23 protein-coding genes and 1 pseudogene are annotated in these 25624 nt (G+C 61.8%); 10 read left to right on the top strand and 14 right to left on the bottom strand.

Features of this window, described 5'->3' with window-relative positions:
• Nucleotides 1-28 precede the first annotated feature (28 nt).
• The 3 genes from B5527_RS24405 (at nucleotide 29) to B5527_RS24395 (ending at nucleotide 1232) form a co-directional block, all read left to right on the top strand.
• Nucleotides 29-346, top strand: a complete 318-nt coding sequence (locus B5527_RS24405; RefSeq protein WP_079603823.1) for a hypothetical protein — start codon at nucleotides 29-31, stop codon at nucleotides 344-346.
• Nucleotides 347-591: 245 nt separating this feature from the next.
• The gene (locus tag B5527_RS24400; RefSeq protein ID WP_079603822.1) at nucleotides 592-894 is read left to right on the top strand and encodes a twin-arginine translocation signal domain-containing protein; all 303 of its coding nucleotides are present in this window, start codon (nucleotides 592-594) and stop codon (nucleotides 892-894) included.
• A gap of 104 nt (nucleotides 895-998) precedes the next feature.
• Nucleotides 999-1232: a GCG_CRPN prefix-to-repeats domain-containing protein gene (locus tag B5527_RS24395; RefSeq protein ID WP_079603821.1), complete on the top strand. Its 234-nt coding sequence runs from the start codon at nucleotides 999-1001 to the stop codon at nucleotides 1230-1232.
• Between the two features lie 152 nt (nucleotides 1233-1384).
• Here B5527_RS24395 and B5527_RS24390 read toward each other — a convergent pair whose 3' ends face one another.
• From B5527_RS24390 to B5527_RS24370, 5 genes are all read right to left on the bottom strand, one after another.
• On the bottom strand, nucleotides 1385-1807 hold the full coding sequence (locus tag B5527_RS24390) for a DUF6010 family protein (RefSeq protein WP_079603820.1): 423 nt from the start codon (nucleotides 1805-1807) through the stop codon (nucleotides 1385-1387).
• Between the two features lie 47 nt (nucleotides 1808-1854).
• Nucleotides 1855-2115 (bottom strand): hypothetical protein, encoded by a 261-nt coding sequence (locus B5527_RS24385; protein WP_079603819.1) that lies wholly within the window; start codon nucleotides 2113-2115, stop codon nucleotides 1855-1857.
• Nucleotides 2116-2129: 14 nt separating this feature from the next.
• Nucleotides 2130-2432 carry an ArsR/SmtB family transcription factor gene (locus B5527_RS24380; RefSeq protein ID WP_079607466.1) on the bottom strand — a complete coding sequence of 101 codons (303 nt, stop codon included), beginning with the start codon at nucleotides 2430-2432 and terminating at the stop codon, nucleotides 2130-2132.
• Nucleotides 2433-2594: 162 nt separating this feature from the next.
• Nucleotides 2595-3605: an alpha/beta fold hydrolase gene (locus B5527_RS24375; protein ID WP_079607465.1), complete on the bottom strand. Its 1011-nt coding sequence runs from the start codon at nucleotides 3603-3605 to the stop codon at nucleotides 2595-2597.
• 145 nt (nucleotides 3606-3750) lie between these two features.
• Nucleotides 3751-4446, bottom strand: coding sequence for an ArsR/SmtB family transcription factor (locus B5527_RS24370; protein WP_079603818.1), 696 nt, complete (start codon nucleotides 4444-4446; stop codon nucleotides 3751-3753).
• A gap of 76 nt (nucleotides 4447-4522) precedes the next feature.
• Here B5527_RS24370 and B5527_RS24365 point away from each other — a divergent pair, with 76 nt between their 5' ends.
• Both B5527_RS24365 and B5527_RS24360 read left to right on the top strand, forming a co-directional pair.
• Entirely contained in the window at nucleotides 4523-4831 is a 309-nt protein-coding gene (locus B5527_RS24365; protein ID WP_079607464.1) for an NIPSNAP family protein, read from the top strand.
• A 58-nt stretch (nucleotides 4832-4889) separates the two neighbouring features.
• Nucleotides 4890-5705, top strand: coding sequence for an isocitrate lyase/PEP mutase family protein (locus tag B5527_RS24360; RefSeq protein WP_079603817.1), 816 nt, complete (start codon nucleotides 4890-4892; stop codon nucleotides 5703-5705).
• A 72-nt stretch (nucleotides 5706-5777) separates the two neighbouring features.
• Here B5527_RS24360 and B5527_RS24355 read toward each other — a convergent pair whose 3' ends face one another.
• On the bottom strand, nucleotides 5778-6260 hold the full coding sequence (locus B5527_RS24355) for a lipase chaperone (protein ID WP_079603816.1): 483 nt from the start codon (nucleotides 6258-6260) through the stop codon (nucleotides 5778-5780).
• A gap of 313 nt (nucleotides 6261-6573) precedes the next feature.
• A complete protein-coding gene (locus tag B5527_RS24350) occupies nucleotides 6574-7803 on the bottom strand; it encodes a cytochrome c (protein ID WP_425305022.1) in 1230 nt (409 codons plus the stop codon).
• 254 nt (nucleotides 7804-8057) lie between these two features.
• Between B5527_RS24350 and B5527_RS24345 the strand changes: the two genes are divergently transcribed.
• Entirely contained in the window at nucleotides 8058-11549 is a 3492-nt protein-coding gene (locus B5527_RS24345) for an indolepyruvate ferredoxin oxidoreductase family protein (RefSeq protein ID WP_079603814.1), read from the top strand.
• A gap of 147 nt (nucleotides 11550-11696) precedes the next feature.
• Here B5527_RS24345 and B5527_RS24340 read toward each other — a convergent pair whose 3' ends face one another.
• A complete protein-coding gene (locus B5527_RS24340; protein ID WP_079603813.1) occupies nucleotides 11697-12590 on the bottom strand; it encodes a LysR family transcriptional regulator in 894 nt (297 codons plus the stop codon).
• Nucleotides 12591-12757: 167 nt separating this feature from the next.
• Here B5527_RS24340 and B5527_RS24335 point away from each other — a divergent pair, with 167 nt between their 5' ends.
• Nucleotides 12758-14053: an MFS transporter gene (locus B5527_RS24335; RefSeq protein ID WP_079603812.1), complete on the top strand. Its 1296-nt coding sequence runs from the start codon at nucleotides 12758-12760 to the stop codon at nucleotides 14051-14053.
• Between the two features lie 78 nt (nucleotides 14054-14131).
• On the opposite strand, the gene B5527_RS24330 is transcribed toward B5527_RS24335, so the two are convergent.
• The 4 genes from B5527_RS24330 to B5527_RS24315 all read right to left on the bottom strand — a co-directional run bounded on the left by B5527_RS24330 (nucleotide 14132) and on the right by B5527_RS24315 (nucleotide 19853).
• A complete protein-coding gene (locus B5527_RS24330) occupies nucleotides 14132-15895 on the bottom strand; it encodes an MOSC and FAD-binding oxidoreductase domain-containing protein (RefSeq protein ID WP_079603811.1) in 1764 nt (587 codons plus the stop codon).
• Nucleotides 15896-15930: 35 nt separating this feature from the next.
• Nucleotides 15931-16848: a DUF427 domain-containing protein gene (locus B5527_RS24325; RefSeq protein ID WP_079603810.1), complete on the bottom strand. Its 918-nt coding sequence runs from the start codon at nucleotides 16846-16848 to the stop codon at nucleotides 15931-15933.
• 477 nt (nucleotides 16849-17325) lie between these two features.
• Entirely contained in the window at nucleotides 17326-18132 is an 807-nt protein-coding gene (locus tag B5527_RS24320) for an alpha/beta fold hydrolase (RefSeq protein WP_172842644.1), read from the bottom strand.
• Between the two features lie 281 nt (nucleotides 18133-18413).
• A complete protein-coding gene (locus B5527_RS24315; protein ID WP_079600895.1) occupies nucleotides 18414-19853 on the bottom strand; it encodes an IS1182 family transposase in 1440 nt (479 codons plus the stop codon).
• 401 nt (nucleotides 19854-20254) lie between these two features.
• Here B5527_RS24315 and B5527_RS24310 point away from each other — a divergent pair, with 401 nt between their 5' ends.
• Nucleotides 20255-21166: an SDR family NAD(P)-dependent oxidoreductase gene (locus B5527_RS24310; RefSeq protein ID WP_079603808.1), complete on the top strand. Its 912-nt coding sequence runs from the start codon at nucleotides 20255-20257 to the stop codon at nucleotides 21164-21166.
• Nucleotides 21167-21467: 301 nt separating this feature from the next.
• Here the strand turns inward: B5527_RS24310 and B5527_RS24305 are convergent, their stop codons facing one another.
• Together B5527_RS24305 and B5527_RS24300 are read right to left on the bottom strand one after the other, a co-directional pair.
• Nucleotides 21468-22025 carry a cytochrome P460 family protein gene (locus tag B5527_RS24305; RefSeq protein WP_245332239.1) on the bottom strand — a complete coding sequence of 186 codons (558 nt, stop codon included), beginning with the start codon at nucleotides 22023-22025 and terminating at the stop codon, nucleotides 21468-21470.
• Between the two features lie 434 nt (nucleotides 22026-22459).
• Entirely contained in the window at nucleotides 22460-23440 is a 981-nt protein-coding gene (locus B5527_RS24300) for a dienelactone hydrolase family protein (protein ID WP_079603806.1), read from the bottom strand.
• Between the two features lie 461 nt (nucleotides 23441-23901).
• Here B5527_RS24300 and B5527_RS24295 point away from each other — a divergent pair, with 461 nt between their 5' ends.
• Together B5527_RS24295 and B5527_RS24290 are read left to right on the top strand one after the other, a co-directional pair.
• The gene (locus tag B5527_RS24295) at nucleotides 23902-24474 is read left to right on the top strand and encodes a carboxymuconolactone decarboxylase family protein (RefSeq protein ID WP_079603805.1); all 573 of its coding nucleotides are present in this window, start codon (nucleotides 23902-23904) and stop codon (nucleotides 24472-24474) included.
• A 153-nt stretch (nucleotides 24475-24627) separates the two neighbouring features.
• A pseudogene (locus tag B5527_RS24290) lies at nucleotides 24628-25392 on the top strand (substrate-binding domain-containing protein).
• Nucleotides 25393-25624: the final 232 nt, after the last annotated feature.

Below are 25624 nucleotides of genomic sequence, written 5' to 3'. Positions count from 1 at the left end.
TGAAACCGTGTCGACCGGGAGAAAGCCCATGCCCGCAGCCTTTTTCGTCGTCCGCGCCACCGTCGCCGATCCCTCCAGGCGCAAGGCGTTTGATGAGTGGTATCACAGCGAACATCTGCCCGACGCGGCGAAGGCGTTCGGCGTGAAGAAGGCGTGGCGGAGCTGGAGCGTCGGCGATCCCGCGGTGCATGTGGCGAGCTATCAGTTCGCCGATCAGGCGTCGCTCGATCGCGCCGTGGGCGGCGAGGCGATGAAGACGCTGGTCGCCGACTTCGACCGCTGCTGGCCTGACGTCACGCGCACGCGCGAGATCTTTGTGCTGGCGGAAGAATTTGCAGTGGGGTGAGGTATCTCAGAGCTATCGTCGTCCCTGCGAAAGCAGGGACCCATATCCACCGGCGCTAATTTTACGCGAGACGCTGGCGCCGTCTTTCGATCGAGAGTTCACGGCGTGTGGGTCCCCGCGTTCGCGGGGACGACCTAGAGTTGTTGCATCGCATTACACCCTGAACGCGTGGTTCAGCGACCGTTCATCTCGGCGCCATCAAACTCTCCCGCGTCATTCACGATTGCGCAGGGGGATGCGATATCATGGAACGCCGGCACTTTCTGAAACTCGCCTTTGGAATAACCGCGGGCGCTACGGTGCTCGCTGCGAGCGCGAAGGCAGCAGCATTGCCACCGATTTCAGCGGAGCAGCATCTCGTGGCGCGGCCCGGCGACGCCGCTGAACCCGCTGTGGTCACGCAGGACGATGTCGATCATCTCAGGCCTGAGCAGGTGCGCTGGGGCCATCATTGGCATCGGCACTGGCACCGGCGTCACTGGGGCTGGCACCGTTGGCATCGCCGTCACTGGGGATGGCACCGCCACTGGCGCCGTCACCGCTGGTGAGGCGGGCCGCCAGTACCGGACGGCCATTTTGTTTGCGTCAGTTCTTGTTGGCGTAAATTCGAAAACCGCCGCGTCGCGGCGAATCATGAGGAAGGGAAAAGTCCATGAAGCTGCTTGTTGCATCTGCGTTTGCCGTTGGTCTCGGCCTGATGGCGGCGTCCGCCCAGGCGATGCCGGTCTATCCGGTCGATAAATCCGCACCGAACGAAATCATCCGGGTTGCGCAGGGCTGCGGCCCCGGCTTCCACCGCGGACCGGCCGGTGCGTGCCGTCCGCTGTTTAGCTGTCCTCCGGGCTGGCATCCCGGGCCGTACGGCAAGAAGTGCTTCAGGAACTGACGTCATTGATGGAGGCAGGGACCGAACTTGCCGTCCCTGCCTTCGCCGCGATCACGTCGCCAGAAAGGCGAGCATCAGCTCGTTGAATTTGGCCGGCGTGTGCGTCCCGTTTCCGTCAAGCGCGGGAGAGACCGGGGCGCGGAGAGTTTAGCTCAAGCCGCCGTACCGAAGCGAATTTTCCAGATCGTCGGGGCGCCGATGAAATACCAGGCTGCGAGACCAAGGTCGCAGACGGCGCATCCAATCGAGGAACTCGCCTCGAAGGGAATGATCGGGTTTCCATAAAGATGGTGCGCGATGTCCCAACATGTGTGGAGCGCCCAACCGATTGCGATCGCCCGATAGTTATCCAATCCTCGATAGGCGAGGAGGGTAATGACGGCGCAGAAGCCGAACTCCCAGAGCCCGAATCCGTCACTAAGGTATGCGGCTCCAGCGCCCGCCAGAAATATCGCGCTAAACCGCTGCCGCGCCGGCTCATGAACAAAGGAGCACAGAGCGACGAAAGCGGTCGACACCAGCAGAGGAAAGAACAAGATCGATGGCGTCAGATCGAGTTGCGACTGAGGCGACATGGACACACCTTAATATTTCTGGCGCCGGCGTTCGCCGGTGAGTGGACCTAGACCTCGCTGAGAATCTTCTCGATCGACGTCAGCCGCGATTTCATCTCCGCAAAATCCGACTCTAGCGCGGATAACGACGCGGCGCTCGTCGACTGAGCGGTCGCGGCAAGCTCGGCGAGTTTCCGATATGCATCCTGATTGTCTGCCAAGGCCGTCGTTTGCCGCGCGGCGGAAAAGTATTTCATGCCGAAGACGAACACGATCGTGAGGAGCACGAGCGCTGTCATGATGGAAAAGACGGTGGAATGGTCGGTCATTCTTGGTCTCCCTTTCAGTCGGATTTGGCGTTTTGGGGCGTTAACGTCTTGACGGCATCAACGATCGTCGAAGGTCGCAAGTCGATGGCGAAATCGGTAGTGGCGAAATAGTTGAGCGCTTTTCCATCGTCCGAGAGTTCGAGTTTGCTGAACACCAGTCCGGCGTCCTCCAGCTTCTGCAAATGCAAATGGAGCAGGGGACGGCTGATGCCGATCTCGCGCGCGAGTCGGCTCACATAGTTGCGTCCGCCAGCCTTTAGCGTGGCCACGATCCGCAGCCGGTGAGGATTGGCCAGCGCAGCCAGCACGGCCAGCATGTTGTCGCCCTTCCTCAACCGAAGCACTCCTATTTCATATGTAAGAAATATCTTACATATGAAATCCCTCTCGTCAACAGGTCGTTTGCGGCCGGCCCGCGGGCTTGCGCGCAAAGTTACGCTGTCAGTTGGCGCCTGATCGCATTGCCGGGTACGCGGGGGCTACTTCGCCAGGAAGGCGAGCATCAGCTCGTTGAATTTGGCCGGCGCGTCGAGAAACACCAGATGCCCGGCATTCGGAAGCACCTCGGCGCGCGCGTTTGGCATTTTGGCCGCCAGCGCCTCGGCGAGTTCGGCGTTGTGGCCCATCTTCGGCCGCAGCGCCTCCGGCGCATTCGGCTTGCCCGGCGCGTTGTGATCGTCGGCGCCCATGATGAACAGCACAGGCTCGGTGATCAGCGGAATTTCGTGCACCACCGGCTCGCGGTAGATCATCTGCGCCGAACTGACGAAGGCGCGCAGCCAGCGCGGATATTCCGAACTGCCCTTAATATTGAACCGCGCGTCGATGAACGGCGTCACCTGGTCCGGCGGCAGTTTCAGGGAGTAGTTGACCTCCAGCTGCTTGCGGTAACCGTCGGCGGTCAGCTTGTCCTCGGTCTCGATGATCTTTTCGGTCGGCGTCGGCGGCACATAGAACCGGTAATCCTCGAGCCCAATGGGCGCGGCGAGCAACAGGTGGGCAACGCGGTCGGGATAGTCACGCGCGATGCGCACGCTGAGCATGCCGCCCAGCGAATGCGCGACGATATCGGCCTTCGGGATCTGGAGGTGGTCGAGCAACGCGATGGTGTTGCGCGCCAGCGTGTCGAAATGCAGGTCGGCCGAGGGTTTGGAGGATTTGCCGAAACCGATCTGGTCCGGCACCAGCACGCGGTAGCCCTTGTCATTCAAGGTCTTGATGACCGGCGCCCAGTAGCTCGACGGAAAATTGCGGCCGTGCAGCAGCACAACGGTGCGGCCGTTCGGCTGCGCCGGCGCTACATCCATATAGGCCATCCGCACCTGCTCGCCGTCATTGACCAGCGGCAGCATGCTGACGGGGTAGGGATAGGCAAAGCCTTCCAGGCCGATGCCGTAGGGTTCGCGCTGCGCCGGTTCCGCGGCGGTGGCTGAGATGCAGGGCAGGAAGAGCAGGGTGCCGGCAGAAACTGCCAGGAAAATTCGATGCATGGGATAGGTCCAGGGTTTGCGCTCGTCATGCCCGGCCTTGTGCCGGGCGTTCACGTTTCGACGACATAGCAGGAAAGCAGGGCGTGGATGCCGGGACAGGGCCGGCCATGACCACAAATTCCGGTGAGGTGCGATCGGCGCGCCGCTATTCGCCTGACCCGAACAACGCGGCAAAGCGCTTCTCGCCATTGCGGCTGAAATTGACGACACGGCTGCCGGGAGTGGCATCGCGCGCGGCCCATTTCAATTCGGTGAATCGGCTCATGATGGCCGCCCCGAGCGTACCGGCGAGATGATGGCGCCGCTCGCTCCAGTCGAGGCAGGCCTTGCACACCGGGCGGCGCGGATGGGCGAGGGTTTCGGCCGATATCTGCAGGCTGTTCGCCAGAAAGCGTTCGCCCTCGGCGGTCAGCTCGATGTCCTGTTTCTTCTGCCGCACCAGCCGTTGTTTCTTCATGCTGTCGAGCATCTGCACGCCGAGATCGCCGGCCAGATGATCGTAGCAAATCCGTGCCCGGCGCAATTGCGGATCCTTCGGCCCGGTGCGAACGCGCATATGACCGGCGCGTGCGGCAATGCCCTCGAGGCCTTCGAGCACGCCGGCGACATCGGGATCGGTGAGTCGGTAATAGCGGTGGCGTCCCTGTTTCTCCTGCTCGATCAGTCCGCCGGCCTCCAGCTTCGCCAGGTGCGAACTGGCGGTCTGCGGCATGATGCCGGCCTCGTGCGCCAGCTCGCTCGCGGTCAGCGCTCGGCCGGTCATCAGCGCCGTCAGCATATTGGCGCGCGCGGGATCGCCGACCAGCGAGGCGACCATGGCGATATCGGGACCTGCTTTCATAGTTCGATGATAACCGAAGCATCGACGTCAATCAAGCGGCTAGGCTGGCATGATCGGAAAAACCCCGGAGGTTCCCTTGGCCGTCACCGTCTTCATCCGCTACCAGATCGATCCATTCAAGCGCGCGATGTTCGAGGAATATGCCAAACGCTGGCTCGCCATCATTTCGCGCTGCGGCGGCGATCTGATCGGCTACTGGATGCCGCATGAAGGCACCAATAATGTCGCGTTCGCGCTGATTTCCTTCGAGAGTCTTGCGGCCTATGAGGCCTATCGGGCGCGGCTTCGCACCGACAAGGAGGGCATGGCCAATTTTGGCTTTGCCGAGGCGAACAAATTCATCCTGGCGGAGGAGCGAACATTTTTGCGCCAGGTGGTCGCATAGCGCGGGCCGCCTGCTGTGCTATCGTTGCATGCAAGCAAAGACAGAGAAGGGAGAGACCATGTCGATCACGACAGCGGACAAGCGCGCCACCTTCCGCAAGCTCCACGAGACCGGCTGCTTCGTGCTGCCCAACCCCTGGGATGTCGGCAGTGCCAAGGCGCTGGCGCATCTCGGTTTCAAGGCGATCGCCTCGACCAGCGCGGGCTTTGCGTGGTCGATCGGCAAGGCCGACAATCGCGTCACCCTCGAAGACGCGCTGGCGCATCTCACCGCGCTCTGCGATGCGGTCGATCTGCCCGTCAACGCCGATTTCGAGGGCGGCTTCGCGCACAAGCCGGAGAAAGTCGCGGCCAACGTCGCCCGCGCCGTCAAGACCGGCGTTGCCGGATTGTCGATCGAGGATTCCACCGGCGATGCGGCAAAACCGCTCTACGAGCGCGCATTCGCGATCGAGCGCATCAGGGCGGCGCGGGCGGCGATCGATGCCGACAACAGCGGCGTGGTGTTGACCGGCCGTTGCGAGGGTTTTCTGGTCGGGCAGCCCGACCTGGACATGGTGATCGACCGGCTGCGGGCCTATTCGGAGGCCGGCGCGGATTGCCTGTACGCGCCGGGGATCCAGACCAAGGAACAGATCGCGGCGGTGGTGAAGGCCGTTGATCCCAAGCCCGTCAATCTCCTGCAGGGATGGGTCGGCCTTAGCGCGACTGAGGTGGCCGATCTCGGCGTGCGCCGCATCAGTATCGGCGGGTCGCTGGCGCGGACCGCATGGGGCGGGTTCATGCGCGCGGCGCGCGAGATCGCGGAGAAGGGAACGTTCACGGAGTTCGGCAACGGCTATCCCGGCGGCGAATTGAACAAGATGTTCGGCTGACGCCCAAAGAAAAGCGCGGCGGCCAGATGCATGGCCGCCGCGCGGTTACCTGGATCGATACTGCTTGTGCCGCTACTTGTTCGGCGCCGGATTGGTTGCAGGCGCTGCGTTGTCGGCCGGCGGGTTGCCGGACCGGTTCATGTCCTGGCCCGTCGGGGCCGAGGACGGTGGCGTCTGCGGCTTCGCCGGCGCTGCACCGGTGGTCGTTCCCGGTGCCGTATTGGCGCGAGGGGTCACGTCACGCACGCCCCCAGGCGTTGCGGGCGGCGATGACTGCGTGGTGTTCTGCGCGGTCGAAGACGTGCCGGCCTGATTGATCGATGAGTTGTTCAGGCCGTAAAAAACCGCACCCAGCACCACGGCGATGGCGACGGCGAACAGCGCGATCCTGCCGCCGCTGGCGGGGCCTTCGGCGAGTTCGGGATCCGGCTGTAATTCATTGTCCAGACGGGCTGCGCGGCGGTACTCGTTATCCGCATCCGCGGGATTGACGCGATAGGGATCGTCGGCAGGATTGCCACGATAGGGGTCATTGGGATTGCGTTCGTAGGCCATATGGTTCCTCCGTCTATTACCGGGAGGACAATGGTTGGGAGCGGCGTGGGTTCCTGATTCGACGCCGATCTTTGCGGTTGTGCTGAGGGAACTTGGCAGGGGGAAACAGGGGAACCCGCGATGCTGCAAGGAGGGCACACGAGCGTTCGATTTGAGAGTCATTCCGGGGCGCGTCGAAGACGCGAACCCGGAATCTCGAGATTCCCCGATGTGCAATTGCACATCTGAGGTCTGGTCCTTCGGACCATCCCGGAATGACCAGGGCCAAAGCATCAAACATAAAGCACCGCGTCCGGGACACGATGACTCCCACCTACTGCGCCCGCGCCTTCGTAACCTGCGCCGGCGTCACCAGGGGCGCGGCGTTGCCCCATGAGTTCCTGATGTAATTGACGACATCGGCGATCTCTTGATCGGAAAGCTTTCCGGCATAAGCCGGCATCGATCCGGGGTTGGGGGCGCGGGCCGTCGTCACCGTCTGCGCGCCGTCGAGGACGATGCGAAGCGTGCTGGAGGGGTCAGCGGACTGCAGGTTGGCGTTGCTCGGCAGCGGCGGATAGATTCGCGGCGCGCCCGACCCGTCGGCCTCGTGGCAGGCGATGCAGGCGTGCGCGTAGACCGCGGCACCCGTCGCCATGTCGGCCTGCGGCGGCGGGCTGACCGCCGGCTCCGGCGCGACCGGTGCAAGTTCCTTGAGATAAACGGCGATCGCGCGGACATCGGCGTCGCTCATCTTCGAGGTCGAATTGACCACGACCTCCGCCATCAAGCCGTCGGCGTTGCTGCGGCTGTTGCGGCCGCTCTGCAGGTATTCGACGATATCGTCGACGCTCCACGATTTCAGCCCACTGCGTTCGGCACCGTCGAGCCGCGGCGCGAACCAGCCCTGCACCAGCCCGCCGCCGAACCGTCGGTCGCGCCTGTCGGCGCCGAACAGGTTCTTGGGCGTGTGGCAGGCTCCGCAATGCGCGGCGCCCGTGACGAGATACCCGCCGCGATTCCATTCCGCGCTCTTCTGCTGGTCCGGCTCGAAAATGCCGGGCTGGAAGAACAGAAAATCCCAGACGCGCATCACCACGCGGTAATTCAGCGGCCAGCGCAATTCCGACGGCGGCCGCGTATTGCGCAACGGCGCCAGCGTCGCGAGATAGGCGCGGATCGCCAGCAGGTCGTCGCGGGTCATTTTGGTGAAATAGGGGTAGGGGAACGCCGGGTAATAGCGTGAACCGCCGGGCGCGATGCCATGGCGCAGCGCGCGGGTGAATTGTTCGTCGCTCCAGGCGCCGATGCCGGTGTCGCGATCGGGCGTCAGGTTCGGCGAATAGATCCCGCCGAACGGAGTGTCGATGCGCTTGCCGCCGGCGAATGGCCGGGCGGGATCGGCGGTATGGCAACTGGCGCAGTCGGCCGCTTCGCTCAGCGCCTTGCCGCGCGCGATGGTCTCGGCCGAGGGCTCGGACTGCGCCTGGCCTGAAGCTGACGCAGTGCACAAAAGCACGGCCGCGAGAATCGCTCGCCCGGCGCGATATCGTCCCTGCAGCAATTTGTCTCTCCCTGGCGGCAATATAGCGCGAAACCGGCCGATGAGACCGGCACGTCGTTTCGCGCCGGCACCTTGCGGGGACATAACACGCAAACAGGGCCGGCCTGCTCCGGCATGAAATTGCGATTCGGGAATGGGGGGCTCCATTGCCGAGAATTGTGGTGCGCGGGGCGCGGAAACCGACATAGACTGGATTTTGCAAATGGCATGATTAGCTGAAATAGCGGTCGGGGCCAAAGACTTAAGAGGGCGGAATGGGAATCAACCAGGGTCCGATCAGTCTCGATCAGAAATACACCCAGGAGTCGGGTCACGTCTTCCTGACCGGAATTCAGGCTCTGGTCCGCCTGCCAATGGCGCAAATTCGCCGCGACCGGGCCGCCGGCCTCAACACCGCCGGTTTTGTGACGGGATACCGGGGCTCCCCGCTTGGCGGCTATGACCAGCAGCTGTTTGCCGCCCGACAACACCTCGAGCAGTACAACATCAAATTCCAGCCCGGTGTGAACGAAGACCTCGCGGCCACCGCGATCTGGGGCTCGCAGCAACTCAATCTTTCGCCCGGCGCCAGGCACGATGGCGTGGTCGGCATCTGGTACGGCAAGGGTCCGGGCGTCGACCGCTGCGGCGACGTGTTTCGCCATGGCAACGCGGCAGGCTCGGCCAAAAACGGCGGCGTGCTGTGTCTTGCCGGCGACGATCACGGCGCAAAATCCTCCACCGTGCCGCATCAGTCGGACCATGCCTTCATCTCGGCGCTGATGCCCTATCTCTATCCCTCCAGCATCCATGAAATGATCGAGATGGGGCTGTTGGGGATCGCGATGTCGCGCTATTCCGGCTGCTGGGTCGGAATGAAGGTGATCACCGAGACCGTCGAGACCACGGCCGAGATCGACCTCACCGACGAGATGAAACCCTTCATCATCCCCGCCGATTTCGAGATGCCGCCGGGCGGACTCAATCTGCGCTGGCCCGACGACCGCTACGATCAGGACCGCCGCCTGCAGGACTACAAGGGGTTCGCCGCGATCGCCTTTGCGCGCGCCAACAAGGTCAACCGCATCACCATGGATTCGCCGAACGCGCGGTTCGGCATCATGGCCTCGGGCAAGAGCTACGAGGATATCAGGCAGGCGCTGCGCGAACTCGGCGTTACGCCTGAGGTCGCCGCCAAGATCGGTCTTAGGCTCTACAAGATCGGCATGCCGTGGCCGCTGGAGCCGCAAGGCGTGCGCGAATTCGCTGTTGGCCTCGAGGAAATACTAATCGTCGAAGAGCGCCGCGAGATCGTCGAGAACCAGGTCAAACAGGAATTGTTCAACTGGCGCGACGATGTGCGGCCGCGCATCATCGGCAAGATGGACGACCACGACAAGCGCTTCCTCCCCTTTGCGGAGGAGCTCAGCGTCGCCTCGCTGGCAAGTTCGCTGACCGAGCGGTTGTTGCGCCTCAACCTCAATCCCGAAATCGCCGCCATGCTGCGCGCCAAGGCCGACTGGTTCAACGGCCGCCAGGCCACCCAGATGCAGGCGGTGGCGCCGATTACCCGCACGCCGTATTTCTGTTCGGGCTGTCCGCACAACACCTCGACCAAGGTGCCGGATGGCAGCCGCGCCTTTGCCGGCATCGGTTGCCACTTCATGGCGCTGTGGATGGACCGCAACACCGAGACCTTCACCCATATGGGCGGCGAGGGCGTGCCCTGGGTCGGTGTGGCGCCCTTTACCGATGAACGGCACGTGTTCGCCAACCTCGGCGACGGCACTTATTTCCACTCCGGCAGCCTCGCGATCCGCCAGGCCATCGCGTCGAAAGCCAATATCACCTACAAGATCCTCTACAACGACGCGACCGCGATGACCGGCGGCCAGCATGTCGATGGCGAATTGTCGCCGCAGCAGATCACCTTCCAGCTGCACTCGGAAGGAATCCGCGACATCTATCTGGTGTCGGAAAATCCCGACGCCTATCCGGCATCCGAAATCGCGCCCGGCACCAAGACCGCGCATCGCGACCAACTCGATGCGGTCATGAAGACGCTGCGCGAGGTCAAGGGCGCTTCCGCCATCGTGTTCGTGCAGACCTGCGCCGCCGAAAAACGCCGCCGCCGCAAACGGGGAACGCTGGAGGATCCAGCCCGCCGCGTCATCATCAATCCCGCGGTATGTGAAGGCTGCGGCGATTGTTCGGTGCAGTCGAACTGCATATCAGTGGAGCCGCTGGAGACCGAGCTTGGGCGCAAGCGCACCATCAACCAGTCGACCTGCAACAAGGACTATTCCTGCCTGAAGGGCTTTTGTCCGTCCTTCGTCACCGTGGATGGCGGCAAGCTGCGCCGCCGTGCGCCGGCCGGTGTCGGCGATATCGGCGAACTGCCAGAACCCGCGTCGCGGCCTTCGCTGGAGCGGCCCTACAACGTCGCCGTGGGCGGCGTCGGCGGCACCGGCGTGCTGACCATCGGCGCGCTGCTCGGCATGGCCGCGCATATCGAGGGCAAGGCCAGCATGATCCTGGACATGTCGGGCCTAGCGCAGAAGGGCGGTGCGGTGCTGAGCCACGTCCGGCTGTCCGAACACACCGCCGACGTCACCTGTTCGCGCATCGTTACCGGCACCGCCGATCTCGTGATTGCCGCTGACGAAGTCGTGGCGGTTGCGAAGGATACGATCTCGCTGTGCGAATCCAACCGAACCCATGGCGTCATCAACACCCATCTGATTCCGATCGCGGATTTCATCATGAACCGCGATTTCAATTTCCAGAGCCGCAAGGTCAACGCCGTGCTGGAAACGGCGCTGCGCAAGGACTCGTCGTTTTTCGATTTCACCAAACCCGCCGAGATCCTGCTCGGTGATTCCATCGCCACCAACATGATGATGATGGGCTATGCCTATCAGAAGGGGTTGTTGCCGCTGTCGGCGGCTTCGATCGAGCAGGCGATCGAGATCAACGGCGTCGCGATCAAGATGAACACCGAGGCGTTCAAGCTCGGACGGCTGGCGGCGGCCGATCCGGCGCGACTGGTGGCCATGCTGAAAGGCCAGGATGAAACGACGGCGCCGAAAACGCTGGACGCGATGTCGCTCGATGAAATCATCGCGCACCGCAGCGCGCTGCTGACCGATTACCAGAACCCCAAACTCGCCGAGCGCTACCGCAATCTGGTGAAGCTGGTGCGCGACGCCGCGGTCAATGGCGGCTTCGGCGAGGCGCTGCCGCGCGCGGTCGCGATCAATTACGCCAAGCTGCTCGCCTACAAGGACGAGTACGAAGTGGCGCGGCTTTATACCGACGGCAAGTTCGAAAAGCAGCTTCGCGATCAGTTCGACGGCGACTTCAAGATCAGTTTCAACCTCGCGCCGCCGATGCTGGCCGGCGGCAAGGATGCCCTGGGAAGGCCGCGCAAGCGCGCCTTCGGCGCCTGGATGCTGCCGCTGTTCAAGATCCTGGCAGGCCTGCGCGGCTTGCGCGGCACGCCGTTCGACATCTTCGGCCACAGCGCCGACCGCAGGCTCGAACGCGATCTGATCGCCGGCTACGAGAAGGACGTGGCCCACGTGCTCTCCGTGCTGTCGCCGCTGACGCTGGATACCGCGGTCGAACTGCTGTCGCTGCCCGATCGCATCCGTGGCTACGGACCCGTGAAGGAGAAGTCGGTGGCCGATGCAAAGGCGCGATACGCGCAATTGGCCGCCGACCTCGTCAATCCGCCGCCGGCGCCGCGGCAGCTCGCAGCGGAGTAGGGTTCTCCGCTGGCGCCGCCGCGTGGGATGGATTGAAACCGCCATCGCCTGCGAAGGCGGGGCGATCCCCTTAGCCAACGGTTTCCACGCGATCAACGATCCGGCTGCCGCCCTTAAATTAGGTTGCGATGACCGGCGCGGCCAACTTCATGATGCCTCCCCACCAAGAGATAGTCCCTTCAATGTGATCGCCAATTCATCGACGAACAGTGCGATCTTGCGCGACTGCGCGCTACTCACCGGATGGATCGCGAAGAAAGTTGCCGGCTCTGGTTCGAACGGATCGAGCACCGTCACGAGCCGACCTGCCGTGACGTGATCGGCGACCTCCCACCAGGACTTCTGAGCAAGGCCCGCTCCCGCAAGGGCCCAGATCACCGGCAGTTCGGAGTTGGTTGCAGCAAGTGTGGCGGTCACCCGAAGATTTCTGGCGCTGTCGCCGCGCCCGAAACGCCACTCGGCATGGAAATGCCGTTGGTTGTTAAAGACGATACAGGCATGGTTGGCGAGGTCGTCAGGACTTGCCGGTCGCCCATGCCGCGCAAGATAATCCGGACTAGCCACCACGACACGGCGCGTCTCGAACAGGCGCCGGCCAATCAGCGCGGTATCGACGACCGGCCCGCCTCGGATCGCGACGTCAAACCCCTCTCCGACAATATCGGCGAAGCGATCCTCCAAAGTGAGGTGCACGCGCACGGCAGGATACCGTCGCACGAAGTCACCGATGAATGGAGCGATCCACCGTCGCCCGACCGGCGCGGGAGCGGTCACCTTCAAAACGCCCGATGGCGTCGAGCTCTGTTCTGACAGCCTTGTTTCCAGCGACGTGATGGTGGCCAAAATCGCCCGGGCCTCCCGCAGATAGATCGCTCCGGCTTCGGTAAGGGACTGACGCCTTGTCGTGCGCGCCAGCAACCGCACCCTAAGGCGGCTCTCGAGACCTTTCACCCGATCGGCCACCACCGAGGAAGCGAGGCCCAGTCGACGCCCCGCGGCGGAAAAGCTGCCTTGCTCCGCAACCTCGATGAAAACCGCCATTTCGCTGATTGCATGCACCGAATACCTGCAAATTCCGTGAAGTGCTTCCGGTTATATAGCGCTAATTTTGCAGATGCGAAGGGCCATATTGCAATGCGATAAGTCCATCCCTAGCGGATCCGGGCCCGCCCCCGGTTCCCGCTGTCTGTTGTTGACGAGATCTCCCCATGACGCCCGTTGCGCTCGAACCAGCCAGGTCCTCGCCGGGCCAGTCCTCTTCTGTGTATCTGGCGGAACTCGCGCTGGCCGTCGGTGGCTTCGGCATCGGGACGGGCGAGTTCGGCATCATGGGGCTGCTCCCTGATGTCGCCGGCGATATCGGTGTGTCGATCCCGGTGGCGGGGCACGTCATCAGCGCATATGCGCTCGGAGTGGTGGTCGGCGCGCCAGTGATTGCCGTTCTGGCCGCGAAGCTGTCGCGGCGAATGCTGCTGCTTGCCTTGATGACCGTCTTTGTAGTCGGCAATGTCGCGAGCGCGCTCGCTTCCGACTATGGCTGGCTCGTCGTGCTGCGGTTTCTGACCGGGTTGCCGCACGGAGCTTATTTCGGCGTAGCTTCGCTCGTCGCCGCGAACATGGCGCCGCCGAACCAGCGCGCCCGCGCCGTGGGCCGTGTGATGCTGGGCCTCGCGGTCGCAACACTGCTGGGTGTGCCTCTCGCAACTTCCTTGGGGCAGGCGCTGGGATGGCGGGCAGCCTTCGCCGCCGTCGCCGCCATTGGCGCCCTCACCATTCTGCTGATATGGCGCTTCGTTCCGGCGGATACAGCCGATCGGGACGCCAGCCCGTTCCGCGAGCTCGGCGCTCTCCGTCGCCTGCAGGTCTGGCTGACCTTGGGCATCGGCGCGGTCGGCTCGGGCGGCATGTTCGCCGTGTTCAGCTACATCACGCCGACGCTCGTCAATGTCGCCGGCATTCGCGAGGCCCTCGTGCCATTCGTGCTTTGCGTGTTCGGTACAGGCATGATTATCGGCAACGTCGCTGGCTCCTGGCTGGCTGATCGCGCCCTGCTGCCCACAATCGGTGGCCTTCTCGTGTGGAACGCAACCGTGCTCGGTCTGCTGGTCTTTACGGCTGGCCATGCCTGGCTTGCCGTGGCCAACGTGCTGGTGATCGGGACCGGATTCGCCGTCGTTCCGGGATTGCAGACCCGGCTGATGGACGTCGCCGCGGATGCGCAGACGCTTGCCGCCGCCCTCAACCATTCCGCCTTCAATATCGCAAACGCGCTCGGTGCGTGGACCGGCGGTCTCACCATCGCCGCCGGGTATGGATGGACCTCGACCGGATGGGTCGGCACATTGTTTGCGCTCGGCGGCCTCGGAGTGTTCGCAACGTCACTCCTCACCGACGGTACGTTGCGGGGACGCTCACGTTCCCCGGCCGCCGAACCTGGCCCGATGACGACAAGCTTGCGGCCCGAGACCGCCATCGTTTCGCGGAGCGCGGAGCCAGTTCAGTAAAGGAAATTCCGGCTGTGCGGGATTCCCGGAAGTGAACCGTGACGGTCCTTCAATCGGGAATCGAATCCCGGTCAGGATTTACAAATCGATGACGACGTCACGGGTAGGTTGCGAGCAGCAAACGAGAAGGTTGCCGTCGGCCGGCATCTCGAGTGGCTGCGGTCCATAGGCGACCGCGCCCGAGACCAAACCGCTCTCACAGTTGTGACAAACACCGGTCCGGCACGACCAACGTACGGGAACGTCGCACGCCTCGGCCAGCTCCAAAATGCTCTGGTAGGCTGACGCCTTCCAGTGTACGGCGATGCCGCTTCGCGCGAACGATACCAGCGGACCGGTGTTGGCGTCATCGCTGGACAGATGTGGGGCTCGCGTCGCCGCGCCGACGACGCCGGGAGTCCTCGACTCGCTGCCGTTGAAGATTTCGACATGAATCCGCGCCGGCGCCACGTCCGAGGCTGCGAGCGCTTCTTTCATGTCCGCCATGAAGCGGGTCGGCCCGCAGAGATAGACATCCGCCTCTTTGGGGATGCCGACCTCATCGAAGATCGATCGCGACAGGTGACCGGGAGCGTCGAAATCCTCGCCCGCCTTGTCGCGCGGGCCCGGCCTGCTGTAGCAAACAAAGTTGCGGCCGTGGGTGAGCGCGGGCATGAGGCGGCGGACTTCGGCGGCAAATGGATGATGCTGCCGGTCGCGAGCCGTGTGCAGCCACAAGATCTGCCGTGTCGAGCGGGCCGCCGCCAGCGCATACAGCATCGCCAGAACAGGCGTCGCCCCGATTCCTGCGCTGAGCAACACCACGGGCCGCTCTCCGGACTGCAGAATGAAGCTTCCGCGCGGCAAGCTGACGTCGAGAACATCGCCCACCCGGACATGCTCCCGCAGGTAGGTTCCAGCCGCTCCATTCGGCTCGCTCTTCACGCTGATCCGATAGCGCTCCGTCGAGAGGGGACCCGAAAGCGAGTAGCTGCGAAACAGTGGCGGGCCGTCGCCGGTGCGTCGAAGACGCAGGACGACGTACTGACCGGGCAGAGCTTGTAACAACGGCTGACCGTCCGGATGCCGCATCGACAAAGAGAGGACGTCCGCGGACTCCTGATCGATTGCCGCCACCGCGAGCCTCCGAAATCCCGATGCAACCGGATGCGCAGCTGCTGCCGGCGCGAGCCCCGCGTTGCCACTCCCCGCAGCAGTCGTTTGGCTCTGCAGCAATGCCTCAAACGACGCGCGCCATCCGGGCGAAAGCGCCTCGATCCGCAAGGCGCGCTCCAATCGATCGCGCGCATGATCGGGCAAATAGAGAAGCGCGTTGATCTCGGCGACGGTCATTCGCTCGTTCGCCTCTCCCACCTTCACGATTTCGTCGCCGGCGCCCACGTCGCCTTCCCTTAGGACGCGGAAGTAGAATCCCGGCCGTCCGCTGGATGTCAGCAGTGCCGGCATCCGCGGTTCGTTCATCCTGATACCGACGCGATAGCAGGTCACGCGAGGTTGAGTGACCTCGAACAGTGCGCCGCCGATTTGATAACGGTCGCCGATGCAAACGGCGTCGTCGGGCAATCCTTCGATCGTGAAGTTCTCGCCGAACTGTCCGTGGACGAAGTCGGTCCTCTTCAGCTGCTCCTGCCAGTAGCGATAGGATTCGATCTGGTAGACGAAGGCGGCTCGCTGCTCACCCCCGTGGCCGCTCAGGTCCCCTTGACCGTCTCCGTCCAGATTCAACCGGCCGACGCGACAGCGGCCAAGCATCGGATTTTTCCAGATCCCGGTGTGTACGGTGCGACCCTTCCACGCGATGTCGCGTGGAAGTCCGACGTTCACCGATAGCAGTCGAGCCATGTCCAGCTCCGCTTTGATGGGGGACCGGAAGCCACCTAGTCGTTCGCAGCCGCTGCGGGCCCGCCACCCGGTGCCCGCCCATGGCCGTTTGCAGGTCGGACTACCTCGGAGAGGTCGAGGTTGCGATCGGGGCCGTGCGGAACGACTGTCTGACCCGGCTCAAGATGGAGCTGAGCGCCATCGAGATCTACCGAGACCATGTCCGGTTCGAACGACACCATGTTGGAAATGCGGCCGACCTCGGGATAGGCGTCAGGATACGACCATGCCGCCAGACGGACGTCACCGATGGAGTAATAGCTGCAGAGCCCTTTGTATGGACAGAAGGTCTGGAGTTTCACGGGAGTGAGGGCGGCCTCATCGATGTCGGCGCGTGGAACGTACCAGCGCGGCGCGAAGCCGGACTCGTAGAGGACGAGCGGCCGCCTGGTGTCGGCGATGATCCGGTCGCCATGGCCAACCACGAGGTTGCGGGAGGCCTGGCGAATGTCGATGCGGTGGTAGCTGTCAGCGGCATGGCCCACGATCCGTTCGTCTTCTTCATAGAAAGCGTCCATGGCCCGCCACGCGAACGCGACGCGTGCCTGCAGTTCGCGCGCATGGGCGGGCAGGGTGGTGTGCTGCCACGCCCCTCGCGGCGCGATGTGCTGCTCGTCCGCCCGGACGCTGTACCAGGACGTGAGCCCGAGATCGGGGTGTTGGGTGGTATGCTCGGTGCGTTCCAGGACATGTGGAGAAACGTCGGTCTCCGGGAAGTAGGCTACCGGATAGCGGCCCGGTTCGAAGAGCAGGAGGGCATGCTCGCTATCGGCGATCCAGATTCCCCCAAAGCGCACGCGCATGCGCCGGCGCAACGGCTCGACGTACAACAGTCTCTTGGGCAGCGGTTCGGGCACGAGGAACCGGCCGATTGCTCCCGTCGAGAGCGGACCTTGTTGCCAGGACAGTCCCATCGCTCTCTCCCCGGAGGTTTGATGATCGAGGCCGGTAGCACCAGGTATTCCTTACCCGGGAACGCGGACCCGGCGGCAAGGTTCCACGAGAGGATGGCGGCCTTCGGTCCGGCTTTGGCGCTCGCCCGCGCCGACGAGGTGATCGAATGAGCCGCGCGCCGAATGACCGCCATGGGGTCATTCGCGTCGTTTCCGCGATGTCGGCTGTGAGTCCGCTTTACCCCCAAGAACCGACATCGTCAGTTAGACCGGCCACGTCCGAAAGGTGCCAGAAGCGGACTCATGCACCGCAACATGATCTTCAAGACCTAAACTCGGAATAGCAGGAGCTGCGGCTCCTCCCCTCCCACACCATCAAAGATACTGTGCAGAGTCGCTCGCAAATTTGCACGACCTTGCGGTCGTCCGGCCAAGCTACCGATGGGTCCTTCGTGGGATCGCCCGGTTTCGGAGACGTCGCTGTTCCATCGTTGTCTGCTAGTGCGAAACGGCGTTCGCCGCGTCGCGGATCGCAGCCACGGTTACTTCCGGGTGCGCGATCATGCTTGGATGGTCGCCGCCGGGAACGTGGTAGATCTCCGACTTGGCACGCGTCGCAAACTTGAGCTGGATGTCAGGCGGAATGACCTTGTCGGCGTCCCCTATGACGTACCAGGAGGGAATCGTCTTCCATCCCACAGCTTCCGGCGCTCTGTCCGTTGCGCAGCGTTCTGCGAGCGGGCGCTGCGTAGCGGCTAACCGCGTCGCGACATCCGCCGGTTCCGCAGATGCAAACACCGTTCCGAAGTATTTGGAATTGACGTACAGGTCTGCTCCATCGCCGTTGGATGCCGTGAAGGGTACCGAAATCGTGAAATCCGACGGCGGCGGCGGAGCGCTCGCGAGTTCTGAGTGAATCGATTCCCCCGCGTCGGGCGCGAACGCATCGACGAACACCAACGCCTTCACGTTCGGGGCGTTGGCGGAAGCAACGCTTATCACCGAGCCGCCGTATGAATGGCCTACCAGAACAACGGGTCCGGCAACGGATTTGAGATACGTTGAGATGACGGCAGCGTCTGCGGAGAGTCCGCGCAAAGTATTCGGTAGGGCTCGGACGGTGTAACCGTCTTTGAGCAGGAGATCGACGACGCCGTTCCAGCTTGAAGCATCCGCCCATGCGCCGTGGACGAGAAGAATCGTCGGCTTGGTTTGTTGCTCGATCGGCTGAGCCTCAGCCCTGACGATTGCGGCCCATGTCAATCCGAACATGATCACTGCGATCAGAAGCTTGTGTTTCTTCATGGACCTCTCTCCTCGCGTCATCAAACGCCTGTTGGCCGAGGGGGCCTAAGCAAACAGAAGCGTATGCCGATGGTATCGCGGGTCAATGGCCGCTTTGGGTCTTGGTTGCGTGATAACGCGCTGACGCGGGCGGGGAACGTCCACGATCCGGTCGGCGTAGTCCGACACGGCCGATCTGAGCAATTTTTTCCTGTTGGGCGATCAGGGGCCGCCTCCGAGTCGTGGCGGGGAATGCTGGGCATGGTCTGGCTCGGTATCGGCACGCAGTGGGGTCTCCACACTCACGCTCTGATCGCTGCCAGCAACGCCCTTGTACCGACGATATTCATGACCCGCGTCAGATTGTAGGCGAGTACGCTGAGCGCCATCTCGCTCGCGACCTTCGGCAGCGTCTTCATCAAGAAGTGCGTCGCGCCCATTCTCATCTTGAGCGTGCCGAAGGGATGCTCAACCGTCTCGCGCCGGCGGCGCATGGCCTGGGGATCTTGATCCAGCCGCTGCTGCACGATTTCGAGAACGTGCTCATGCTCCCATCGCGTGATGCGGCGTTCTTTGCCTGTGGTGCACTGATCCTTGATTGCGCAGGTCTTGCAGGCGTTCGTCCAGTACCGGCGCATCTTCTGCCCGTGTTCCTCATTGGCATAGTGGAATTTGAGCTTCTCGCCGGCGGGGCAACGATAGACATCCTCCTCCGGCACATAGACGAAGTCCTGCTTGCCGAAGCGGCCTTCCGACTTCGCGCCCGACGTCATCGGTTTGGGCAACGTCACGCAAATGCCTGCCTGCTCGCAGGCCAGGATCTCTTCGCCATTGAAGTAGCCGCGGTCGGCGACGGCTTCGAGTTTATCGACTTGCAGAACGGCCTTGGCTTCCCGCGCCACGTTCGCCAGTTGTGAGCGATCCGAGCCGATATTCGTCACATCGTGCGTCACGATCAGATGGTTCACGGTGTCGACCGCGACCTGCACATTGTAGCCGACGACGCCCGAGCCACGCCCACTTGTTGCCATCGAGCGGCTATCGGGATCAGTGAGCGAGATTTGGTGATCCGGCGAGGCCAACATTTGCTTCTCGTAGGCTGCGAGTTTGCCCATTTCCTCTTTCAGCTTGTCGAGCTTCTCCTTGAGCCGCGTCGTCTTGAGCACCAGCACTTCGGACGGTTCCTGCCTATCCGCCGTATCGAGCTGGGAGAGATACCGCGCCACACTCTCCTCGAGTTGCGCGCGCCGGCGATCGATCTTCCCCCGGGTAAAATTGCGATCTCGATTATTGACCGCTTTGAACTTGCTGCCGTCGATCGCGACGCTCGCCTTCGCCAACAGACCCATCTGGCGACAGAGATTGACGAAGCTCGCGCATGCCCTGCGGATCGCCGGGCCATTGTCCTTGCGGAAATCGGCAATCACCTTGTCATCGGGAACGAGCCGACCGAGTAGCCATATGACTTCCAGGTTTCGGCCGGCTTCGCGCTCAAGCCGGCGGCTCGACTGCACTCGGTTGAGATAGCCGTAGATGTAAAGCTTCAGAAGAACCGAGGGGTGGTAGGCAGGCCGGCCTGTCGCTGCAGGCTCGACGCCTTCGAAACCGAGATCGGCCAGATCGAGCCCGTCGACAAAGCAATCCACCACACGAACGCAATTGCTCTCCTCGACCCACTCATCGAGGCATTCCGGCAACAACGTCGATTGTCCGCGATCGGCACCCTCAACGAAGCGCTTCATGATTGCCCCCGGCAAATCGCCAAGCGAATCATAGCAGACAGTTCGTTTTCACGCAGCCAGGGTCATTCGCGTCACTTTGACCGCGCGCCGCTCACTTCCGGTCTTCCCCAATTAGCAGACATTCTCAGGGTCATTCGGCATGTCTCAAAAGTGCCAATAGGAGACCTATCTTCGACAGTCCCATTGAACGTCATTGAACGCGGAAAAACCGTTCACTGCATCACCTTGACCGCCACACGGACGATCAAAGGGCGTATAATCAATCGGGTACGGATTTGGAGACAGCGTGATTTGTGCTCGGCTCTAGTTCGCTGCGACGCAGCTCCGGCTCCAGGGCAAACCGTAGTAAACTGAATACACGTTCTAATAGCGAGCGCGCTCCAAACATGGGGGAGAGTACGATGAAGAACCTCAGCCCGATCTTGGTGACCGGCGCGGCTGGCGCCGTCGGTTCCATCGGCCGTAATCTCACCGCAATGCTGCTCGCCAAAGGGCACAAGGTGCGAGCCTTGGTGCGCCGGGAAGATGAACGCGCCGAGGCCCTGCGCCAGCTCGGCGCCGAGGTCATGCAAGGCGACCTGACCGACCTCACCGCGATGCACCGCGCGATCGAAGGTTGCGCGAGTGTCTATTTCGGCATGTCGGTTTCGGCCGATTACCTGACGGCCACGGTCAACACCGCCGCCGTGGCGCGTCACCACGGCGTTGAAGCCTTCGTGAACATGTCTCAGATGACCGTTACGCAGATGAGCATCACCGAGAGCACCGACAGCCCGCAGCACAAGCTGCACTGGCTGGCGGAACAGGCTTTGTCCTGGTCGGGCCTCCCGGTCGTCACCGTGCGGCCCACGGTCTTCCTCGACGGGTTCTTCCGGCTTTTCGCTGCCCCGGGCGTGCGGGACGCCGACGAACTGGCGTTGCCAATGGGCGGCGGAAAAACCTCGCCGATCTCAGCTGTGGACGTGGCGCGCGCCGTATCCGTGATCCTCGACGATCCCACGCCGCACATCGGCCAGATCTACAATCTGACCGGTTTTGAATCGGCCGATCTGGAGCACTACGCGCGCGTGTTCTCCGAGGCGCTCGGTCGGACCATCCGCTATCGCGACGTGCCACTCCCCGGCTGGAGCGAAAAGCTGCTGCAGGCGGGCGTGCCGGCGCACGTCGTCAAGCACCTCTCCGTTATGACGGAGCTGAACAAGCAGGGCCGTTACGACCGTATGACCGACGACTTATTCAAGCTCACAGGCCAGAAGCCGATCAGCATGTACGACTTCGTCAAGCTGCATGCCGCTGAATTCACGCCGGCCTGAAACCGCAGCTTGAGCGAGTTCAAATCGGAATGGTCGTTTCGTCCCTGTCCCAACGGCAGCATTTTTCAAGGACGACTGAACAATGTAATTCTCACCGCGTCGATATGAACTGCGTACGCGGGCAAATGACGGCTTCGGGTCAAAACCGACGGTCTTGATCGCTGCACGTTTCCGGTCTTCCCACTGGTAGCCGACTCGGAGACAAACGCCGTGGTTGGTCGATACGGGCCAAACCCTGACTCATGCGCTGCAGCAACAGGCCTACTCGACGTCTGCCACAACTCGAGTAGCGTACTTTAGCTCAGGGCTGAGGTGCGTAGTGAGCAAAAACGTAGTCGTGAGCTTTAGCAGGCACGTGGCATCCGAAGCAGGCTTTATGCAGTGCCTCGTCGCCAGGTCTTCCGTCCTTGAAGTCACCAAACCCCCAGCCGCCCGTCGCAGCGTACTTTTTTGAGTCCTTGACCATAAACTGAACATTTACAGCAGACTCGACAACGAAAGATTGAGCGCCAGGAAATGCATCGACCAGGACTTTATTGTTGTCTTCCGATGGAACGCGATTCCAATGTAGGGCGGCAATGATTGTACCGTCCGGGAACGGGATTTTCCTCTCTTTAAAGGCCTTGATCGCTATTTCGTTGCCGAGTTGAGCGCGCAACTGGTCGACCTTGTCTGTCTTTAGCTGGTTCACGGCGATCAATTTCCAATCGCGGTATCCGGCCGGAATTGTGACGCCGTAGATCGGGGAGGCATTGCTCTGCGCCGTGGGCCTCGTGACGTACAGAGTACAAAGCGCGGCAACGGCGCAACTGCCCAGAGCAAGACAGTATTTCAGAGCGCTCGTGGTGGCATGAAGCACGACGGTCTCCTCGGGACAGGCGCGACGACAACCCTCCTGAAAACTGGACCGGATCATAGTGGCACGAGAGATCGGCTTCAACTGTGCGACGGTATCGAGCGACACGTTGAGTTCGGCCCCGAACAGGGCGTGGTCATCTCGGTAATGCGACGCACACGCAGGGTCCGGGCTGGGTCATCAAACTCGGATGTGGAGAGCCATTCGCGGAGAGTCCGCTGTACCCCGAACAACGGACATCGTCAGACCGGCCCGTTTGGTCCGTTTCGTACCAACAACGGACAACCGCGTTGCTCTTCGTGATTTCGCCGCTGTACCACATATAGAACTGAACGATTGCGACAGAACGCAGAAAAAGGCTCTGCATTGCGCGGGGCCTTTCTCTATTCAACGCAACGGGTGAATATTGACGGCGCGTTTATTCTCGGTTCTTCGGGCTACTTGTTAAAAAGGTTGCTGAGAAATTCGACGACGTCCTTGCGAGCGGCGTCAGTCGCCTCGGCATTATAGGCGATTGTGACGCCACGTTCGATACAGGGGTCGGTGAAAGTAGCGGGCTGGCCCGTATCGCTGTTGATGATCACGCCCTGCTGCTTTTCCTCGAAACGGCATTTGCGCGCGGTCAGCGCCTGCGGGAGCTGCATCGTGCCCGGGATCGACTGCATGTCGAATGCATGAGTGGCCCCGGGATATTCGACGAGGTCTATATTGGCACCAGCTTTTTTCAGCCGTGCGACGTAATCGCGGCATGGACCGATCGGCACCCAGTCGTCGGCAACGCCGTGATAAAGCCGGATCGGCTTCGCGCTGACCTTTTCGTCATCGATCAACGTGGTGTTGCAGGGCGTGTAGAAACCGATATAGGCGGCGAAGGTTGCGCCCTCTGAGGCGTAGGCGCTCTGGAAACGGTTCATGCTAGCGTACAGCGACGGTACGGCGCCCTTCGAGAAACCCATGACCGCAATCTTATCCGGATCAATGCGCGGATGCTTCGCGAGCACGGCGAGCGCAGCAAAGGCGTCGTTCATCATCGTGTAAGACGAAAGCTGCGATTGATCGGTAATGGTATTAGTGATCCCACGGCCTGTGAAGCTGTCGGTGACAAAAGTGGCAAAGCCAGCCTTGTTCAGCTCGCCCGCCCACATGCCGGAATTGAAGCCGACACCGCCCGAGCCATGCACGAGGACGACGGCTGGCAGCCGGTCGGTTCCGGGCTTTGGTATTCGCAGCTCGCCCGCTATCATCGCGGGCTTGCCATCTTTCTTGCCGAGCAGGAAATCCGCTGTGCTGAGTGTGACTGTCTGCACCGGATAAACCTCGGTGCGGAAGATGGCTTGTGCCCGTGCGGCTTCCAATTGGAAGACAGAGCCAGCGATCGTGAACGCGCAAATCAGGGCGCGGGCGAGTAAAGTGTTCATGAATTTCCTCCCTTGTTATCCGACGTTTCAGATGACTAAGGATCGGCGTGAACGATAGCGGTCGCTCCCGGAAGATGTGACTGCTATTGATTGTCCGAATGCTCGGCTGCCGATGTCATGCGCGCAGCCACTAAAAAAGCAGGGGCAATTTGCCGCCTTGGAGCTTTAGGTTACATCGCGGCACACGCCTCTACAAGAGATTGTGGGCGTGCTCAGGTGCTGGAATTTCGATGCGTTGTCCGAAACGGGTCAAACACGGAAGTGGAGAGCCCTTCGCCGAGAGTCCGCTCTACCCCCGATGAACGGACATCATCAGACCGCGCCGACTGGTTTCGTGCCAATAGCTGCCATTGGCGAAGGCAACTTGCGGGTAAAGCGGTACTTGATCTCCGTTCCGGATCAGACTTAAAATTACAATCGTAAGGGGGTGAGACCGGGCTCGGACGCCAAGGAGAGGACTCATGGCTTACCCCACGGCCTACACTTCCGCCGTCGCGATACCGTTGCCCTCCGAGCAAGTCGTCCAGCAGATTATGGGCAAATCCTACGATCCGGTAAGGACCCTGAACGTCCTGAAGATGTTCGCCGGAACAGAGGACCTGTACGAGGCGACGATCGGTATAGTCCATGCAATGTTCCAGACGAAAGGTATTGATCCCAGAACACGCGAGATGATCATCCTGCGTGCGGCTAAGGTGTTGAAAGCGCCTTACGAGGCGCAAGCGAACGTGGTGATGGCTAAGAACGCGGGCCTTACTGCGACGGAAATCGATGCTGCTGCCACCGATGGTCCGGTATCTGGAATTAATCCGGAGTATGTTCTCGTGTGCAAGGCGACCGATGAGTTGTCAAAGAGCGGAACATTGCGCGATGAAACTCTTCGCGAACTTCTCGACAGATACGGTGAGACGATCTCTCGCAAAATCGTGCTTATGATCGGCTGGTTCAATATGCTCAGCCTGTTTTTGAATGGGTGCCGGGTCCCGCTCGAAACCACCGACAAGGTAGGAACGAGGACCTCGCCACTCGGATGAATGCCAAGACGGGTGGCTCGCGAGGTCGCTTTCGTCAATCGCGATCGGCGCGCCAGTTAGCATCAAGTTCGGCCATGTCCGTTATGCTCCGAATGCGACCGACAGCAGTTTCATAGCCACACGTCGCTATGTTGCAATCGTCGGAGAATTAACATGCCTGCCGCTCACGTCCCCCCGGCGCTTCTGTTCGCAGTCGCCTTACTATCACCGACGCCATCTTTCGCTCAGCTCAATGTGATCACTTCCGTTGGTTTTGAGGCTGCCTATAACGACCTCGTTCTTGTTTTTCAAAAGAACAGCAGGATTGCAGTTTCGACAAAGCACTTCGCCTCGCAAGGCAATGGACACGACACCATTGCGGCGCAACTTCGCGCAGGGGCGGCCGCGGACGTCGTCATTTTGAGCAAGGAAGGGCTCGGCGAACTCCTTGCCGAAAGCAGGATCATCCCAGCAAGCGCGGTAGACCTGGCGCAGGCTCGACTGGGTGTAGCCGTCCGCGCTGGCACTCCCAAACCGGACATCAGCACGGTGGAAGCATTCCGGCACATGCTGCTTCGCTCAAAATCGATCAATGCGCTGAGCACCACTGGCCTCTATCTCACCGAAAAAGTGCTTCCGAAGCTAGGTATCGCGGGAGAGGTGACCGACTAGATCAAAGGCGGATCATCTTTGGCGGCCGTTGCCACCGGCGAGGTCGAGATTGCAATTCGGCCCGTGAGTGAACTCGTAAACGTACCGGGAATAGATTTTGTCGGACCGGTCCCCGAGGAGCTTCAATACCTTTCTATATTCTCGGCCGCGATCGTCGCCGGATCGAAGCAAGTGGATGCCGGTCAACGATTGATCCAATTCCTCGGATCGGAAGAGGCAGAAGCCGCGATACGCGGAAGTGGAATGGAACCTGTGAAGTCGCGATAATCGCCGCGCTCAACAATTCGCTACGTTGCAGGCCCTAAGATTTGGACGGGCGGGATGACTGCTTTGGGTCAGACTCGGACGTCGAAGCGTTTAACTGGGACGTCTGCTTTATCCCCGCGAACGGACATCCTCAGCCCGGCCGCTCAGGTCCGAAAAGTGCCAGAAGCAGACATCGGCAAATTATTCGATCAGCTCGTCGGCGGTGGCGATTAGGGACGTCGACACCTTGAGG

Origin of the sequence: Bradyrhizobium erythrophlei (assembly GCF_900129425.1) — a bacterium.
Classification (GTDB): domain Bacteria; phylum Pseudomonadota; class Alphaproteobacteria; order Rhizobiales; family Xanthobacteraceae; genus Bradyrhizobium; species Bradyrhizobium erythrophlei_C.
This window is presented reverse-complemented; position numbering and strand designations above follow the sequence as displayed.